General features: G+C 60.9%; 14 protein-coding genes. 5 read left to right on the top strand and 9 right to left on the bottom strand.

All coding sequences use genetic code 11. The features are described 5' to 3' along the window. Positions 1 to 2 precede the first annotated feature (2 nt). The 4 genes from HX814_RS27430 to HX814_RS27445 form a co-directional block, all read right to left on the bottom strand. Entirely contained in the window at positions 3 to 848 is an 846-nt protein-coding gene (locus tag HX814_RS27430) for an ABC transporter substrate-binding protein (protein ID WP_087694529.1), read from the bottom strand. A 308-nt stretch (positions 849 to 1,156) separates the two neighbouring features. After that, entirely contained in the window at positions 1,157 to 2,089 is a 933-nt protein-coding gene (locus HX814_RS27435) for an LLM class oxidoreductase (protein WP_177009934.1), read from the bottom strand. A 139-nt stretch (positions 2,090 to 2,228) separates the two neighbouring features. Beyond that, positions 2,229 to 3,089, bottom strand: coding sequence for a type 1 glutamine amidotransferase domain-containing protein (locus HX814_RS27440; protein WP_177009935.1), 861 nt, complete (start codon positions 3,087 to 3,089; stop codon positions 2,229 to 2,231). A 42-nt stretch (positions 3,090 to 3,131) separates the two neighbouring features. After that, the gene (locus tag HX814_RS27445; RefSeq protein ID WP_177009936.1) at positions 3,132 to 4,232 is read right to left on the bottom strand and encodes an alkene reductase; all 1,101 of its coding nucleotides are present in this window, start codon (positions 4,230 to 4,232) and stop codon (positions 3,132 to 3,134) included. Between the two features lie 243 nt (positions 4,233 to 4,475). Here HX814_RS27445 and HX814_RS27450 point away from each other — a divergent pair, with 243 nt between their 5' ends. Continuing rightward, positions 4,476 to 5,378 (top strand): LysR family transcriptional regulator, encoded by a 903-nt coding sequence (locus HX814_RS27450; protein WP_177009937.1) that lies wholly within the window; start codon positions 4,476 to 4,478, stop codon positions 5,376 to 5,378. A gap of 13 nt (positions 5,379 to 5,391) precedes the next feature. On the opposite strand, the gene HX814_RS27455 is transcribed toward HX814_RS27450, so the two are convergent. The 4 genes from HX814_RS27455 to HX814_RS27470 are packed head-to-tail and all read right to left on the bottom strand — an operon-like array spanning position 5,392 to position 7,656. Next, positions 5,392 to 5,811, bottom strand: coding sequence for an SRPBCC family protein (locus HX814_RS27455; protein ID WP_177009938.1), 420 nt, complete (start codon positions 5,809 to 5,811; stop codon positions 5,392 to 5,394). Between the two features lie 35 nt (positions 5,812 to 5,846). Continuing rightward, positions 5,847 to 6,164 (bottom strand): hypothetical protein, encoded by a 318-nt coding sequence (locus HX814_RS27460; RefSeq protein ID WP_177009939.1) that lies wholly within the window; start codon positions 6,162 to 6,164, stop codon positions 5,847 to 5,849. Beyond that, the gene (locus tag HX814_RS27465) at positions 6,161 to 7,219 is read right to left on the bottom strand and encodes an L-dopachrome tautomerase-related protein (RefSeq protein ID WP_177009940.1); all 1,059 of its coding nucleotides are present in this window, start codon (positions 7,217 to 7,219) and stop codon (positions 6,161 to 6,163) included. Before HX814_RS27465 ends, HX814_RS27460 begins: the two co-directional genes overlap by 4 nt. Next, entirely contained in the window at positions 7,216 to 7,656 is a 441-nt protein-coding gene (locus HX814_RS27470; RefSeq protein ID WP_177009941.1) for a cupin domain-containing protein, read from the bottom strand. The genes HX814_RS27465 and HX814_RS27470 overlap by 4 nt, the downstream gene beginning before the upstream one ends. A gap of 263 nt (positions 7,657 to 7,919) precedes the next feature. Between HX814_RS27470 and HX814_RS27475 the strand changes: the two genes are divergently transcribed. From HX814_RS27475 to HX814_RS27490, 4 genes are all read left to right on the top strand, one after another. Beyond that, the gene (locus HX814_RS27475; RefSeq protein WP_177009942.1) at positions 7,920 to 9,044 is read left to right on the top strand and encodes a zinc-dependent alcohol dehydrogenase family protein; all 1,125 of its coding nucleotides are present in this window, start codon (positions 7,920 to 7,922) and stop codon (positions 9,042 to 9,044) included. A 425-nt stretch (positions 9,045 to 9,469) separates the two neighbouring features. Next, entirely contained in the window at positions 9,470 to 10,600 is a 1,131-nt protein-coding gene (locus tag HX814_RS27480) for an efflux RND transporter periplasmic adaptor subunit (RefSeq protein ID WP_371318537.1), read from the top strand. Then, complete coding sequence (locus HX814_RS27485) at positions 10,597 to 13,782, top strand: efflux RND transporter permease subunit (protein WP_177009943.1); 3,186 nt, start codon at positions 10,597 to 10,599, stop codon at positions 13,780 to 13,782. Before HX814_RS27480 ends, HX814_RS27485 begins: the two co-directional genes overlap by 4 nt. Beyond that, entirely contained in the window at positions 13,775 to 15,157 is a 1,383-nt protein-coding gene (locus HX814_RS27490) for an efflux transporter outer membrane subunit (protein WP_177009944.1), read from the top strand. Before HX814_RS27485 ends, HX814_RS27490 begins: the two co-directional genes overlap by 8 nt. A gap of 43 nt (positions 15,158 to 15,200) precedes the next feature. Here HX814_RS27490 and HX814_RS27495 read toward each other — a convergent pair whose 3' ends face one another. Continuing rightward, a complete protein-coding gene (locus HX814_RS27495) occupies positions 15,201 to 16,508 on the bottom strand; it encodes an MFS transporter (protein ID WP_177009945.1) in 1,308 nt (435 codons plus the stop codon). Positions 16,509 to 16,611 lie beyond the last annotated feature (103 nt).

A 16,611-nucleotide genomic window follows, 5' to 3' on the forward strand; every position in this document is an offset into this window, starting at 1 on the left:
TTTCAGTTACCCAGTGCCGCACTGATCTCGGCGGCGTTCGGCTCGGCCAGGTTGTAGCGCGCTAGCAGCTTGCCGTAGCTGCCGTCCTGCTTGATCTGGCTCAGGGCGCCGGTCAGCGCCTGGAGCAGTGCCGGGTTTTCCTTGCGCACGGCCAGGCCGACCACCACCGGGTAGATCAACTCGCTGGAGCTGATCACGGTTTTGCCTTGCAGTTTTTCCACGGTGATCTTGGCGACCGCCGCGTCTTCCATCTGCACGTCCACCGCCTGGGCGAGCAGGGCCTGGGCGGCCTCCGGGGACGTCGGGAACTCACGCGACTCGATCGCCGGCTTGCCCGCAGGGAGGCAGTAGTCCGCCGAAACCTTGTTCAGCTTTGGCACCCACGACGCGCCCTTGATCGACCCGACGCGCTTGCCGCACAGGTCTTCCGGGCGCTGGGGTTTGAAGTCGCCGGCACTGAGCACCATCAGCGAAGAACCGGTCTTCAAGTAGCTGAGGAAATCCACCTGTTTGGCGCGCTCGGGGGTGACGTATAGCGCCGAGGCCACCACGTCGAAACGCCGGGCGTTGACGCCGAGGATCAGGTTGGCGAAACGGGTGTCGAGAAAACGTGGTTTGAGCCCCAGTTGCTTGCCCATCAGTTGCATGAACTCCGGGTCGAAACCGGCCGGGGTCTTTTGCTCAAGGTAGGTGTAAGGCGGGTAGGTGAGGTCGGAGCCGATGGACAGCTCGCCCGGTTTCAGGGTGCCCTTGATTTCGGCAGCCGACAGCAGCGGCGTCACGCACGCCAGGGTGATCGCTAGCCCCAATGTGCGCAGGGTGTTCTTGCCCGTCAGACCTTTTTGCATGTTCGTCGCCTCGGTTGCTGGATGCAGGGAGATTTGGATTGTTCAACAATCCTGCAGTAGTGAGTAAGCGGTTATCGTGCCAAGTAGCGGAAATGAAGGTCTTTTGCTCAGTTTTTACGTGCGCGTGAGCGTTTTTTTGCAGGCGCGCACACCAAATCAGTGCGATTCGTTACCGAGCGCTACGTAGTGGGGCGTAGAGGAATGAAATATTGCGAGGCGAGGACGGGAGGTTTGAACGGGAATAAGGGGTGTAGGCAAATGGCCCGAGTGCTGTCGATACAGGACTCAGGCCGGCAATGAGCAGCGCTTCAGGCTGCGCGGTGGAACACCGGCAACACATACTCGGCAAGCTCTTCAATCACCTCGGCGACGGGGCGTTCGCTGTGGCGCAGATGCAGGCCGATATGTTGCACACCCGACTCACGCAGAGCCTCCAGCTCATCAATCAGCGCGTTACGCCCGCCACGCCCGCCGAAACGCAGCGGCTTCATCGGCGAATGGGGATTGGCTTCAAGGTCCAGGTGCAAAAAGCTGATGTAGGGTTTGTCCGCGCCGACCTCACGCCAGAGCCCCACACGCCGACGATGCTCCTGCGGCGTCCCCGGGTAGGCGAGCCAGCCGTCCATGTGCTCGCCGATCCAGGCGGGTGACTGTTGGCCAAGCCCGGCGACCAGCAGCGGGAACGGCTCGTCACGCTGCGGTAACAACTCGGCACCAGCGGGCAGGCGTCCGGCGCCCTGGCTTTTCAGCAGTTCGACGGCACTGCGAAATTGCGCCCCGCGCTGGTCGTAGTCGACGCCGAACAGCGGGTATTCCATCGGCCTGTCACCACTGGCCACGCCCAACAGCAGGCGGCCGCCGCTGAGCTCGTCGATGCTATTGGCCGCCTTGAGGGTCAACCATGGCTGGCGTAGCGGCAATACCACGGCCGCTGTGCCGAGCATGATGTTGCGGGTGATACCGGCCAGGTAACCCAGGTAGGAAAACGTTTCGAACACCTGGGCCGCATCGCCGAAGTTCGAGTCATAGACCGGCACGTCACGCACCCACAGCGCTCGAAAGCCACGTTCGTCCGCCAATCGAGCCAACTCGGCATGCTGCTTCAGGTCGGGCACGCCAAAGGGGCGTTTTTGTGCGATGCGCGAGCGTTGGCCGCTGGTGGACCAATCGTTGTCCAGCGGCAATTCCAGGCCGATGGAAAAGTTGCCGGGGCCAAGCAAACGTTGAAAATGTGAGTTCATCAGGTCTCCTGCGCCCTGCGTGATGCGGGTGCGCTCTGCGGTTGATTGATGGCAGTATCTGCGCCCTGGGCCAGGAGAAAAATGCATCGGCAAGCACAATAGTCTTGCCGGGAATGCACGACTGGGGCGCAGCTCCAGTTCAGTGTTTTACCGGGCTTGGGGCCTTGAGGCGTTCGACGATCGCCTTGCCTACATCCAGCGCAGAGCCCGGGTTCTGGCCGGTCACCAGTTCGCGATCCACCACCACATGTGAGGCCCATGGTGAGGTGTTGCTGCTGTACACGCCGCCGGATTGTTCCAGTGCCGTTTGCGGGTAGAACTTCATGGCGCCGCCATTCAACAAACCTTTGGCCAGTTCCTCTTCCTGATTGCTGATGACCGTGAATTTGTACCCGGCGTAGGTCCAGGATTGTGGGGAGGCTTTGCCGCTGGTTTCGAGCTGCCGGGTGAAGGCGGTCGGGTCTTGCAACGTCGACAGCAGGGCAATCGGGCCATGGCACACAAGGGCGGTGGTCTTGGCATTGGCATGGAAGTTATTCAGCAGTTTGCCCAGGGCGGCGCTGTGCAGCAGATCTTCCATCGGCGCGTGGCCGCCGGGTACGTAGACGGCATCAAAGTGCGCGTAACCGATCTGCTCGACGCGTGACAGGCTGATCACCGGAGATTGCACTGGCTCGGTGATCTTCAGTTGGTCCAGCAAGGCTTCGTACTGCTCCAGCGCACCAACGTCGTTGTTGAAATACATTTTATCGACGGACGACTTGTCCAGTGTCGGCGCCTTGCCGGTCGGCGTTGCAAAGGTCACTGAATGCCCGGCGTCCAGCAGCAGTTTCACCGGCTGCAACAATTCGTTGAGGTAAAACCCGGTAGCGAAGACTTTCTGGTCCTTGAGGTCGAGGTGGTCGGAATCTGAAAGCACCACCAACACATTGGCGGCCTGGGCATTGAGCGCCGAGGCACACAGGGTCATTGCAAGGGCGAGCTTGGAGAGAGGGCGCATAGGTAGGTCCGTACGGTGAGTTGAGTCAATCAAAGGGCGGGTTCAAGCGATCGAATAATTCGGGTAGTCGGTGTACCCATTGGCGCCGCCGCCATAGCTCAGCGCGCGGTCCGGTTTCAGCAGCGGCCAGTTATTTTCCAGGCGTTGAACCAGGTCAGGGTTGGCGATGAAAGGCTCGCCAAACGCTGCGAGATCGATCAGCCCGTCGCGCAGGAATTGCTCTGCATGCTCCTTGGTCATGCCGCCTGCAAGAACCAGGGTTCCGTGGTAATGGCTACGAAATTTCCTCAGGAAATCCCCTGGAATCGGCGAACTGCCACGGGACAGTTGATCCATGAAGTGGACGTAGGCCAGGCCGCGCCGGGACAGTTGATCTGCGACGTACAGGTATGTCTCTTCGACATCGTCGTACAGCCCCATGTCGAACAGGCCACCAAAGGGTGACAGGCGTATGGCCGTGCGTTTAGCACCAATTCGCTCAATGACGTTGTCGACCACGTCCAGCAAGAAGCGGGCGCGGTTCTCGATGGTATCGCTGCGGTACTCATCAGTGCGGTCATTGACCAACGGGTTGAGGAACTGCTCGATCAGGTAACCGTTGGCGCCATGCAGCTCAATGCCGTCGAAGCCTGCTTCCATTGCATTGGCGGCGGCCTGGGCAAAGTCCTGGATCACCGCTTTGACTTCCTGCGTGCTGAGGGCCCGCGGTGCGGAGACATCGACCGGCCCGGGTTCGCCGCGCTCGGTCACGCCCCAGGCCTGGGAGTTGCGGGCAATTTGCGCGGTCGAGCTGACCGGTGCGATACCGCCCGGTTGAATGCTGACATGGGACACGCGCCCCACATGCCACAGCTGCGTGAAGATAATGCCACCGGCACCGTGCACCGCCTGGGTGACGGTTCGCCAGCCATCGATCTGCGGCTGGGTGTAGATACCGGGAATGGCGAGGAACCCTTCGGCGGAGCGCGAAATGGGCGTGCCCTCGGTAATGATCAGTCCGGCGCTTGCGCGTTGGCTGTAATACAGCGCGGTGAGGTCGGTAGCCACGCCCTCAGGTGCGCGCGCCCGAGTCATGGGTGCCATTGCGATGCGATTGCGCAGCGTCAGCCCGCCGACTCGGCAGGGTTCAAATAGTGAGCTCATAGGGTCCCGTCCTGTGTCCTGTGCTGATGATGCCCAAAACGGTAGGCGCATTGAGGCTGACTGATAACCCGGCCTGACTGAACATGATCTGTGACGCTGTTTCACAGATACGTAACGCATACCCTCACGGCTGATTCGTGGAATTGGTTTCACAAGTCTAATGATCGTAAAACCCGCTATTTCGACGAATTATCCGGTGTCGCTTGTGATATTTTTTCACTAATCAAACAGTGGGAGAGTGATGTGGATAACCGAGCGGGCGAGATGCTGGTGTTTGTGCGGGTGGTCGATGCCGGCAGCTTTTCGCAAGCGGCCCGTCAGATGCTGATGACGCCTTCAACGGTCAGCAAACTGATTGTTCGCCTGGAACTGCGCCTGGGCGTACGCCTGCTGGAGCGCTCGACACGCAAGCTGTCGCTGACCGACGAAGGACGCATCTATTACGAACGCAGTAACGCGTTGCTGGCAGAACTCGATGATGTTGAGCGGGTGTTGGCACAAGGTGCGCAGAAAGCCCGGGGCACTGTGCGCATCAATGCATCGGTGGCATTTGGCACGCTGGCGATTGAACCCAACCTGCCGGCGTTCTGGGAGGCCCACCCGAATATCCAGATCAACCTGTCGTTGTCCGATGACATTGTCGACATGTACCTGGACCGAACCGATATCGCCTTCCGGGTCGGTGTACTGAATGACTCGACGCTGCGCGCCCGCAAGATCGGTGTCGCCCAGCGAAAGATGGTGGCCGCACCGGCTTACCTGGAAAAATTCGGCGTTCCCGTCACCTTCGAAGACCTTTGCGAGCACAACTGTTTGAGCTTCAACTTTCGCCGCTCAAGCCCCGTGTGGCCCATGCATCAGAGCGGCCGCATCGTTGATCGAATCGTCCAGGGCAACCTGCAGGCCAACAATGGCGAGACTGTTCGGCGCATGGCCATCGCCGGGGTCGGGATTGCCCGGTTGGCAGACTTTCACATCGATAACGACCTCACCGCGGGCCGGTTGGTCGAGGTGCTCGCCCAGGCTGGCCATGACTGCGAGGAAGTGCATGCGCTGTACCAGGGCGGGCAGCATGTGCCCCAGCGTATCCGAACCTTCCTCGACTTTATGGTGCCGCGCCTGCAAGCGTTCATGACTCGGGGATGAGCCGCGTGCTGCGTCAGCCCGAGGATTCGACGACGGCTTTCAGGCGTTCCAGCCCAGTGCGGTAGATGGCCTCGAACTCGCCGACAACCTCGGCCTCATTCGCGCTCTGGACGAAAAAGATGCTGGACCAGCACGCCACTGTCCCGCCATTGCCATCGTCCTTCGCCGACATCGTGCCGACATAGCCGGTGACCGGTGCGGGGCCTTCGAGCAGGGCATAGGTGTACTGTTTCTGGTCGTCGTCGAAGGTGAGCAAACGCTCGACGATGGTCGCACCGTCTGCAGTTTTCAGGTGACGCAAGCGCCCACCCTCAGCGAGGGTGCTGCTCTCGATAATATCGAGCCAGCGCGGCAGCCAGTCATACCCGCCGAGGAGCGCCCAGACCTGCTCGGCAGGACGTGCAATGTTGATCAAAATACGGACTTCACTCATGTGTTTACCTGTAGGGAAGAGGGGGATGCATTGGGTCACTGGCGTGGTTTGAACAGCCGCGGCACGCGCGCCAGTATCAAGGTGTGGATGAACAGCAGAACGCCGGCCACCGCCAGGGTTTGCGAAACGTATGGGCTCAAGTACTGGGCCAGCAGCAAACACACCAGCGCGGCCAATTGGGTCAACAACCGCTGGGTCAACCAGGCTCGTGACAGCGTGATGGCCACGATCGCCACGGCGGCATAGAGCCAGATACCCAGGCCTGTACCGCGCTCGCTCAACGGCACGCCCAAGGCACCGGCCGCCATCAACAGCAGTGCAATAACCACTGGCACAACGGTGCTGTTGATCATGCTATTGGGCTCAACCCCATCGGTGCTCCTACCTGCAAACGCAGCACGTGAAACGGTGGTTGGCTGGTGTCCTCACCGGCATTGAGCAACGGATGGCGGTGCAACTGGTTCGCGGTGATGTAGAGCCATTTGCCCTGGGCATCGAGCTCGACTCCGTCCGGCCAGGCGAGCAACTGATCGTCCTGGGCGAGCACGCGGTAGCCGGCAGGGGACGCCAGCCCGATCGCGTTGTTGGCAATATCGGTCACATAGACGTTGCCCTCGGCGTCCACATCAAAGCCGTCGCAATGCGGCTTGTCGCACCAGTATTCAACCGCTTCGCTCAGCGTCGCGCTGTCTGCGGGCTGCGCGAGCACGCCGGTGGCTATCCGATAGACCTTGCGCGCAGACATCGAGCCGAAATACACCCAGCGGCCCAGCGGGTCGATGGCGATCGGATTGAGGCCGTAGCGGTAAGGCACGATTTCGCCTTCCGGCGTGCGCAGGGCAAGGGCTTTGCCGCCGATCATCAGCGGCACATCGCCGGGCATCAGCCCTGGGTAGCACTCCAGCGAGCGCCATGAAAGACCCGTTTGCAGGTCAACCACCACAATCGCCGGATAGTCGCTTTCACCGCTGGGGTTCATCGTCATATCGGCGATGTAAATGCGCTGACGGCGCCAATCGATCACGAAGTCCTGGGTGAAAGAGCTTGGGCGAAGTACGTTCTGCGGCAGCACGATCAGGCGATGCAGTTGCTGTTCCTGATCGTTCCAGGCGATCAGGCGCGGCTGTTGGCCGGGACCGCCCATGTCGAGTATCCAGACAATGCCTTCAGGGTCGGTGCGGATGCCGATCACGGCAGACATCCCGCGACCATCGGCACCCGGTTTACCCGCCCAGGTTGGATTGGGATAGGCTGGATGCTCGCCGTCGTGGCTCACCGCACGCACTGAAATGTCCGGCGCGATGATCGCGGACACCGACACCAGCACGCGTCCGTCCGGCATCACGGTTGGGTTACCCGGGCGCTCGACCGGGAACGTGGCAAAGATTTCCAGGGCAGGGGTGTTCATGACAGCGCCTTGACGAACGATGCGGCGGTGCCGGCGGTCGGGTCGACGAAGATGATGTCGCTGGGGTCGCGCCGTGGCGTGTCGACAGACACCATGAACAGCGGGTGTTCAAGGATCTCCGGCATGCCGTGGATGGTGTAGCGCTTGAAGAACAGCATTTCGCCGGGGCCGACCTCGAACGGTTCACGGTCGCCCATGAAGAACCGGGCACGCCCCGACATCACGATCAGGTACTCGTCGCATGTCGCGTGGTAGTGCGCAGGTGTCGGGTGGTAGACACGAAAGACACGGGCGCTGGCCTCGTCTTCGTCGGTCAGCCTTGAATCCACTAACAGCGTTTCGGCGGTCTCGGGGAACGTCTTGACGATCGCATCGAGATCAAACGAGGCGTGGGGCGCAGCCTCTACCAGTTTTTTTCGGGTGCTTGCTTCGGTCATCTTGAAACCCTCATTCAGGCGTCCTTTGCAGGGGACGCTGCGATGTTGTTTGTGGGCTCAGGATAAGCACTGCACAGAGGGCGGAGAACGCAGCGGGGGTGCACAAGATTTGAGAACTGAATGCACAACTGCACGCGAAGGCTACGCAGGTTTTGCGAATTCAATTCCAAACTGCTGCGCCCGATGATGTGTTTCTGACACCGGCTGCCTGGGGCATAGTGGTGCGTACTCACTACCGAGCCCCGCTGCGCTGGAGACACACGATGCAAGTCAGAGCTGCTGTTTTAAGACACATGAACGTCAAGCCGCCTTACGCCCAGAGCAAGCCGATTGTGATTGAGACCATCGAACTGGCGCCGCCCGGGCCGGGCGAGGTATTGGTGCGTATTCGCGCCGCAGGCCTTTGTCACTCGGACCTTTCGGTGATCAATGGCGACCGTCCCCGGCCGATGCCCATGGCACTGGGGCACGAGGCGGCGGGTGTCATCGAAGCGTTGGGCGACGGGGTCAGTGACCTTGAGCAGGGTGACCATGTGGTCATGGTGTTCATGCCCAGTTGCGGCCATTGCCTGCCTTGCGCCGAAGGGCGTCCGGCCCTGTGCGAGCCGGGCGCGAAAGCCAACGCAGCGGGTACGTTGATCAGTGGCTCTGTGCGTTTGAGCAACCCGTCGGGGCAGGTACATCACCACCTGGGCGTGTCGGCGTTTGCGGAATACGCCGTGGTGTCGCGCAACTCTGTGGTCAAGATCGACCGTGATCTGCCCTTCGTCGAAGCCGCGCTGTTCGGTTGTGCAGTGCTGACCGGCGTAGGGGCGGTGGTCAACACCGCGCAACTGCGGGTGGGTTCCACCGCCGTTGTGATCGGCCTGGGTGGTGTCGGCCTGGCGTCGGTACTGGGCGCACGGGCGGCCGGGGCGAGTAAAATCATCGCCGTCGACCTGTCGCCGGAGAAACTCGCGCTGGCCCTGAAGGTGGGCGCTACGGCGGTGGTCAACGGTGGCGACGCGGATGCCGTCGAGCAGGTGCGGCAACTGACCGGTGGCGGCGCCGACTACGTGTTCGAAATGGCCGGTTCGATTCGCGCGCTGGAGAACGCCATGCAAATGACCAAGCGCGGCGGCATGACCGTCACCGCTGGCCTGCCGCCACCCGGCGCGGCGCTGCCGGTGAATGTGGTGCAGTTGGTGGGCGAGGAACGCACGCTCAAGGGCAGCTACATCGGGACGTGTGTGCCGATTCGCGATATTCCGCGGTTCATCGAGCTTTACCGTGATGGTCGTTTGCCGGTTGATCGGCTATTGAGCGGCCGTCTCAAGCTGGACGATATCAACGAAGGTTTCGACCGCCTGCATGATGGCAGCGCGGTGCGCCAAGTGATTGAGTTTTAAGGCGCACAAACAAGTTCGGGGAGATGGCCGTCAGGTCATCTCCTTTTTTTTGATCTAAATAATGTTGTCCTCTTTAATTGCCGTATTTAATAGTCTTGCCTTAACGACTAAAAAATTGTTGATGCTGCGCCACTTAATTACTAGTGAATACGCTTCACAAGTTATTCGCGTGCCGCGACTGCCTTACGTGCTGTAACTTTTTTATTGCTCGTGCTAGAGCGCCCGCTCTTGCCTTTTGGTCAACATTCTTTTCGCATTCATGCGGTTTATCTTCTCGCGTTGGCACCGGAGAATCCGGGCCTACTTGATCACTGTCCGCAATAGCATAAATAACAAACTTAAAGGCGTTGCCTATTGCTGTGGGCACTTACTCAAAAACTGAAATTTTTAATTCGGCTAATACTTAACTGTGGAGCGTACTAAACGTGAACTTTCATACAACTTCCGTCGTCAGCCTGGCGCTGGTGGCAGCCTTGACTGGCTGTGGGCCGGACAAGGCCGGCAGTGCACCGGCGGTGCCGAGCGTGACGGTCAGCCTGCCGGTCAAGTCGGTGATCACCGACTGGGACAGCTTTACCGGACGCTTCGAGGCCACCGACGCGGTGGACGTGCGCTCGCGGGTCAGCGGCTACCTGGAGAAGGTCGCGTTTCAGGATGGCGCCATCGTCAAGAAAGGCGATTTACTGTTTGTGATCGATTCACGCTCGTTCCAGGCGGCGGTCGTGCAGGCGCAGGGCAAACTGGCCCAGGTGCGCTCGCAGCTGTCCCTTGCCGAACAGGAGTTTGCCCGGGCCAATGTGTTGATCGAATCCAAGACCATCGCCCGCAGCCTCTATGACCAGCGTTTGCAGGCACGTCAGGCTGCCCAGGCGGAAGTCCTCAGCGCCGAAGGTGCGTTGACCAATGCCAGGCTGGATCTGGAGTTCACCCGCATCACCGCGCCCATGAGCGGGCGCATAAGCCGCAAGCTGATCAGTGAGGGCAACCTGGTCGACGGCGGCAACAGCAGCGCCACGTTGCTGACCACCATCGTGTCGCTGGACCCGATTGATATCTACTTCGACATCGATGAGCAGAGCTACCTCAAATACCGTCGCCAGGCCAAGGCGGCGGCGAACCAAAGCCAGGTGCGGATTGCCTTGCCCGGTGAAACCGAGCCGAGCATGACCGGGCGCATGGACTTCATCGACAACCGCCTCGACCCGTCCACCGGCACTTTGCGCCAGCGTGCGCGGGTGAGCAATAAAGACCTGCAGTTGAGCCCGGGGCAATTTGGCCGGGTGCAGTTCTCCAGCCAGGCGGCTTACCCGGCCTTGTTGCTGCCAGACGCCGCAATCAGCGTCGACGCCACCCGCAAAGTCGTCTACATGCTCAACTCGCAGAACAAGGTCGAAATACGCCCGGTCACCCTTGGCAAACTGCACGACGGCCTGCGGGAAATCACCAGTGGCTTGCAGGAGCAGGACCGCGTGATCGTCGATGGCCTGCAACGTGTGCGCGCGGGTGATACTGCGACGGCGCACACTCAGGACGCGGCCAAGGAAGCGCAGTTATGAGCCTGGGTCGTACTTCCATTGAGCAGCCGGTGTTGGCGATTGTGCTGTCAATCGTCTTGATGATCATCGGCGGGTTGGCCTACCTGGTCTTGCCGACGTCCGAATACCCGGACATCGCACCGCCCACGGTAGTCGTCACGGCGACGTACCCCGGTGCCTCGGCGCAGACCGTGGCCGAGACCCTGGCGATTCCCATCGAGCAGGAGGTCAACGGCGTTGAGGACATGCTCTACATGTACAGCCAGGCCACGTCCGACGGCAGCTTGAACCTCACCGTAACCTTCAAGAGCGGTACCGATGTCGACAAGGCGCAGGTACTGGTGCAAAACCGTGTGGCCCTGGCCACACCGCGCTTGCCCGAGCCGGTACAGCGCAGCGGCGTGACGGTGCGCAAGTCATCGCCCACGCAACTGTCGACGATCTTTATTTCTTCGCCCAAGGGCACCTACGACCAACTCTACGTCTCGAACTTCGCGATCCGTAACGTGGCCGATGTGCTCAAGCGTATCGATGGCGTAGGCGACATCAACCCGCTGGGTGCCCGCGAATATTCCATGCGTATCTGGCTCGATCCGGAGCGTGTAGCGGCCTTCAACCTGACGCCGGCAGACGTCATCGCCGCCGTGCGTTCGCAAAACACCCAAGTGGCCGGCGGTGTGATCGCCCAGCCACCGGTGGCATCCCAGGCATTTCAGCCGAACCTGATCTTCGAGGGCCGCCTGAAAGAACCCGCCGACTTCGACAACATTGTGCTCAAGTCGGGGAATGCCGGGCGCCTGGTGCGGCTCAAGGATGTTGCGCGCACCGAAATCGCCGGGCTGGCGTACGTCAACAACACCTACTACTTGCGTAACCCGGCCATCGGCCTGCAAGTGCTGCAGCGTCCGGGCGCCAACGCCCTGGCGACGATGAAAGTGGTCGAAGAGACCATGGCGAAAATCGGCAAGGATTTCCCCGAGGGCATCGAATACAGCATCGGTTACAACCCGACGGCGTTTATTGCCGACAGCATCGGCGAGCTGGGCAAGACCATCTACGAGGCAGTCATCCTCGTGGTGTTGGTGATCATGATCTTCCTGCAAGGCTGGCGGCCTTCGATCATTCCGATCCTGGCGATTCCGGTGTCGTTGGTTGGTACCTTCGCGGTCATGGCGATGCTCGGCTATTCGATCAACAACCTGACGCTGTTCGGGCTGGTGTTGGCGGTGGGGATCGTGGTCGACAACGCGATTGTGGTGGTCGAGAACGTTGAGCGGCATCTGGCGGATGGCAAGAGCCCGCTGGAGGCGACCATCGTGACCATGCAGGAAATCGGCGGCGCGCTGATCGCCATTACCCTGGTGTTGTGTGCGGTGTTTATTCCGACCGCGTTCATCCCGGGTATCTCCGGTGAGTTCTTCCGCCAGTTCGGTATCACGATTGCGGTTGCCACGGCGATCTCGCTGTTCAACTCGGTAACGCTGTCTCCGGCGTTGGCCGCGATGATTTTGCGTCGCCATGCACCTGATGAGGCCCATCAGCAGCCGAAAAAAGGCCCTCTCGGGATGCTCAAGCGGGCAGCCGACGGCTTCAACCGGGGCTTCCTGAAACTGTCTTCGAGCTATGCCGGCAGTGTGCGCGGGCTGGTGGCGAAAACGCCGCTGATGCTTGCTATCTACGCAGTGCTGATTGCCGCGACCGCTTATCTTATGGTGTCGACGCCGAAGGGTTTTATCCCGGTTCAGGACCGTGGCTACCTAGTGGTCATCGTGCAACTGCCGGACGGTGCATCGCTGGAGCGCACCAACCAAATTTCTCGGCAAATCGAAGCGATTGCTCTGGATGTGCCAGGGGTCGATCGGGTTCCGACGTTCTCGGGTTTTTCGATGGTAACCGGTACCAGTTCATCCAACTCGGCAGGCCTGGCACCGGTGTTCCAGCCGTGGTCGGTGCGCAAACTTCACGGGTTGACCTCGGACAAGATCGCCGAAGACCTGCGTGAGCGCCTGAAAACGGTCAGCGGTGCTACGGTGATTGTAGCCACGCCACCGCCGGTCCAGGGCTTGGGCAGCACCGGCGGTTTCTCCATGCGTCTGCAGGACACTGCCGGTTTGGGAACCGAAGCCTTGGCCAAGGCGACCGACGACCTGATCGCTGCCGCCAACGCGACTCAGGGCATGACGGGCGTTTACTCGCCGTTCTCGGCCAGGACGCCGCAAGTGTTCGTCGAACTGGACCGCGAGCGCGCCGAGATGCTCGGGGTGCCTAGTAGCCAGATCAACCAGGCGATTGAAACCTACTTTGGTTCGTCCTACATCAACGACTTCAACCTCGTTGGGCGTACTTATCGAGTGACGGCGCAGGCGGACTTGCCCTACAGGGTTACGCCGGAAGACCTGTCACGGGTCAAGGTGCGCAACGATGCCGGGCAGATGGTGCCGATTGCCAGCGTGACGCGCTTGCATGAGGCGCTGGGTGTGGAGCGATTCCCGCGCTACAACCTGTTCCCCACGGCTGAAATCAACGGCGATACGTTGTCGGGGCTGGGCTCCGAGTTCGGCATCAAGACCATGGAGCGCCTGGCTAATGAGACCTTGCCAGCCGGCATCACGTATCAGTGGACCGACCTTAGCTATCAGCAAACCACTGCCGGCAATATGGGCCTGTTGGTGTTCCCGCTGTGTGTGATCTTCGTTTACCTGGTATTGGCGGCGCAGTACGGCAGTTGGAGCTTGCCCCTGGCGATCCTGATGATCGTGCCGATGTGTCTGCTGGCGGCTGCCGGTGGCGTGCGCCTGATGGGCCAGGACATCAATATCCTGACGCAGATCGGTTTTATCGTACTGGTGGGGCTGGCGGCGAAGAACGCGATTCTGATCGTCGAGGTGGCCAGGCAGCAGGAGAAAGAGGGGCAGGGCATTGTCGATGCGGTCGTCGAGGCCTGTCGTCTGCGCTTGCGTCCGATTCTGATGACCTCCCTGGCCTTCGTCCTGGGCGTGTTGCCGCTGGTGATGTCCGAAGGCGCCGGTTCTGAAATGCGCCAGGCAGTCGGTTCTGCGGTGTTCTTCGGGATGATCGGCGTCACGCTGTTCGGCCTGCTGTTTACCCCGGTGTTCTACGTGATGATCCGCCGCATGGCCGGTGGCGAACGTCAGGCACCCCCTCAAACTCAACATTCTGAACAGGGCGTGGCCCATGAATAACTATCTCAGCGTTCCCGGCCTGCTGCTGGGGGCCGTACTGTTGAGCGCGTGTAGCTCACCGGTGATGCCGCCCGAGAGCAATATGCCGGTCGAGCGTTTCGTCAACGCTCAAACGGCCGTACCTGCGAGCGTGACCGACAATTGGTGGATGCTTTATCAGGACCCGTTGCTAGACCGTCTGGTTGCGCGCGCCCTGGGAGAAAACCTCGACCTGCAAATTGCACTGGCGCGGATCGACGCCGGGCGTGCACTGCGCAACATCGCCGGTGCTTCCGGCAGCCCTCAGCTTGACCTGGGGGCAAGCGTGGCGCGTCAGCGCATCTCGGCGGATCAGGCAGGGTTTACCGACCCGCTGATCACCGAGCCCACCTCGCTGGGATTGAACGCGGCCTGGGAGATCGACCTGTTCGGCCGCATCCGCGAAGGCGTGCGGGCCGCCGACGCCGACCTCAATGCGACAGAAGAGGAGGCGCGGGGTGTGCGCGTGGCGCTGGTTACCGAAGTGGTACAGGCCTATGCCGAGGCGCGCGGGTTGGAGGAGCGGCTGGCGATCGTCAAGCAAAGTGCGGCCAGCCAGGCAGAGACCCTGCAACTGACCGAGCAGTTGTACGCGGCCGGGGACAGTCCGGAGGCGGACGTGCTTCGCGCACGTTCCCAATCTGACTCCACGGCTGCCCAGGTACCGGCGTTGCAACTGAACTGGCAGCGTTCGCTGCACCGCTTGTCGGTGCTGCTGGCCCAGCCCACCGAGACGCTGTATCAGCAGTTCAAGGAGAACCCGGCGAACGTTTCGACAGTGTCGCTGATGGGCACCGGTACCCCTGCGGATTTGCTGCGGCGGCGCCCGGACATCCGTGCCGCCGAAGCTCGCTTGATTGCGGCCTATGCGCGGGTCGGTGTGGCCAAGGCGGATCTGTTGCCGCGCTTGAGCCTGTCGGCGGCGCTGGGGTCTTTGATTGATGGCGTGAGTGCTGCCAACCTGGCCAGCTCGACGTTCTGGCTGGCGGGCTTGAATGCCAGTGTGCCGGTGTTGGACGGTGGTCGTCGGCGTAACGTAGTCGACGTTAGGGATGCCGAAGCGCGCCAGGCGTTGTTGAGTTATCGGCGTACCGTGTTGACGGCAGTTGCCGAGGTGGAGTCGGCCTTGGCGGCTTCCCAGCGCAATACCGAACGCCAGACGTTCCTGGCCAGCGCAGCCAGCCAGGCGAGCTCTGCTGCCGAGCAGATCCAGCGCGCCTGGCAGGCCGGGGAGACGCCATTCCTGGATGTGCTGCAAGCGCAGCGGGTGCAACTGGCGGCGCAGAATGCTTTGTCCCAGGTCAAGACGGCGCAGTGGCAGAACCAGGCCGCGCTGGTAAATGCATTGGGCGGTTAACCCGCAGTGGGAGCGGGCAAGCCCGCTCCCACTGCTGATGCATTCAGATCTTGTCGATCGGTACGCCGTGGTTGTTCTTCCACATCAACACCACGGCACTGGCAATGATCGCGACCACGATCAAATAAATGTTGAAGATCCAGCCAATGTTTTCCGAGTACAGCCAGGTTGTCAGGTAAGAGGCTGTACCCCCGAACACAGCTACACCCAGCGAAATACACACCCCAAACATACGCGTGCGATAGCGGGTCGGTATCTGCTCGGAGATCGACGCCGGTTTGCACCCGGTGATAAACGCCACCAACAGCAGGCCGGCCGTCTGCGCCACCATCAAGGTCCAGGGTTCGCTGGAAATCAAACCCCACAACGGGAACAGTGTGGCGGCAATTCCCAGCAGCGAAATCAGCGCTGAAAGCTTGCGGCCCCACAGGTCGGATATCCATCCGGACACCGGCAGGAACAGCAGGTAGATGACCTGCGCAATGCAGCTCATGGTGAACGCGCTGCGTGGGTCCATGCCCTTGACGCTGATGGCGTAGATCGAGGCGGAAGTGACCCAGGTGTAGTAGGTCAGCGTGGCACCGGCCTCATACAGGAACAGGCGAATGCCGTGCTGGATGATTTTGCCCCGGCTCCAGGCTGGCGCTGTCGACTCACCGCCTGCACTTGGCGAGTGCTCGCTTTCCATCATGTTGCGACGCAGCCACAAGGCGAACACGGCCAGCAGGCCACCGGTGGCGAAGGGGATGCGCCAGCCCCATTCCTGCATTTCACCCACCGACAACAACGAGGTCAGCAATGCCATGTAGAACGTTGCCAGCAATGAGCCGCAGCCCACCGCGATAAACACTGTGCTCGACCACAGCCCACGACGTTTGGGCGGTGCGATCTCAGCGATGTAGGCGTAGGAGGTGGTGGTTTCCCCACCATGGGCAAACCCTTGTACCAGCCGGGCCAGCAGCAGGAGCCCGGAAGCCCAACTGCCAATCGACTCATAAGAGGGAATAAACGCGATCAGCAGGCTCGCGCCGGCCATCAACAACATGGTGCTGAGCAACACCACGCGTCGTCCCAGTTTGTCGGCAAGAATGCCGAAAAAGATCCCGCCAATTGGCCTTAACAGGAACCCTGCGGCAAAAACCGCGAGGGTGTTGAGCAGCGCAGATGTCGCGTTGCTTTTATCGAAGAGTGCGGCGGCGATATACACCGAGGCAACGGTATAGATCGTCCAGTCAAACCACTCCAGCAAGTTGCCGACGCCGGTGGCCATCAACGACTTTCTGCGCAGCGAGGTACGAGTTTTGGCCTGTCCGGTTGAGTAATCGGACAGGGTCTCGGTGATGTTATTCATTGTTGGCTCCGAGATGTTTCATAAACCACGGGTCGTGGCAGGTGACGAGGGGGTGCGAGAGGCTCCCTTAAATAACGAGGTTTGCGGCAAGCGGTGGGAGCGC

The sequence above is a fragment of the Pseudomonas sp. C8002 genome, assembly GCF_013385765.1.
GTDB lineage: Bacteria > Pseudomonadota > Gammaproteobacteria > Pseudomonadales > Pseudomonadaceae > Aquipseudomonas.

Bases quoted from the DNA above. Each gene is read 5' to 3' on its own strand.
- HX814_RS27445 (WP_177009936.1), bottom strand. From the start codon at position 4,232: ATGAGCTCACTATTTGAACCCTGCCGAGTCGGCGGGCTGACGCTGCGC.
- HX814_RS27475 (WP_177009942.1), top strand. From the start codon at position 7,920: ATGCAAGTCAGAGCTGCTGTTTTAAGACACATGAACGTCAAGCCGCCT.
- HX814_RS27435 (WP_177009934.1), bottom strand. From the start codon at position 2,089: ATGAACTCACATTTTCAACGTTTGCTTGGCCCCGGCAACTTTTCCATC.
- HX814_RS27455 (WP_177009938.1), bottom strand. From the start codon at position 5,811: ATGAGTGAAGTCCGTATTTTGATCAACATTGCACGTCCTGCCGAGCAG.
- HX814_RS27460 (WP_177009939.1), bottom strand. From the start codon at position 6,164: ATGATCAACAGCACCGTTGTGCCAGTGGTTATTGCACTGCTGTTGATG.
- HX814_RS27495 (WP_177009945.1), bottom strand. From the start codon at position 16,508: ATGAATAACATCACCGAGACCCTGTCCGATTACTCAACCGGACAGGCC.
- HX814_RS27470 (WP_177009941.1), bottom strand. From the start codon at position 7,656: ATGACCGAAGCAAGCACCCGAAAAAAACTGGTAGAGGCTGCGCCCCAC.
- HX814_RS27440 (WP_177009935.1), bottom strand. From the start codon at position 3,089: ATGCGCCCTCTCTCCAAGCTCGCCCTTGCAATGACCCTGTGTGCCTCG.
- HX814_RS27430 (WP_087694529.1), bottom strand. From the start codon at position 848: ATGCAAAAAGGTCTGACGGGCAAGAACACCCTGCGCACATTGGGGCTA.
- HX814_RS27490 (WP_177009944.1), top strand. From the start codon at position 13,775: ATGAATAACTATCTCAGCGTTCCCGGCCTGCTGCTGGGGGCCGTACTG.
- HX814_RS27465 (WP_177009940.1), bottom strand. From the start codon at position 7,219: ATGAACACCCCTGCCCTGGAAATCTTTGCCACGTTCCCGGTCGAGCGC.
- HX814_RS27485 (WP_177009943.1), top strand. From the start codon at position 10,597: ATGAGCCTGGGTCGTACTTCCATTGAGCAGCCGGTGTTGGCGATTGTG.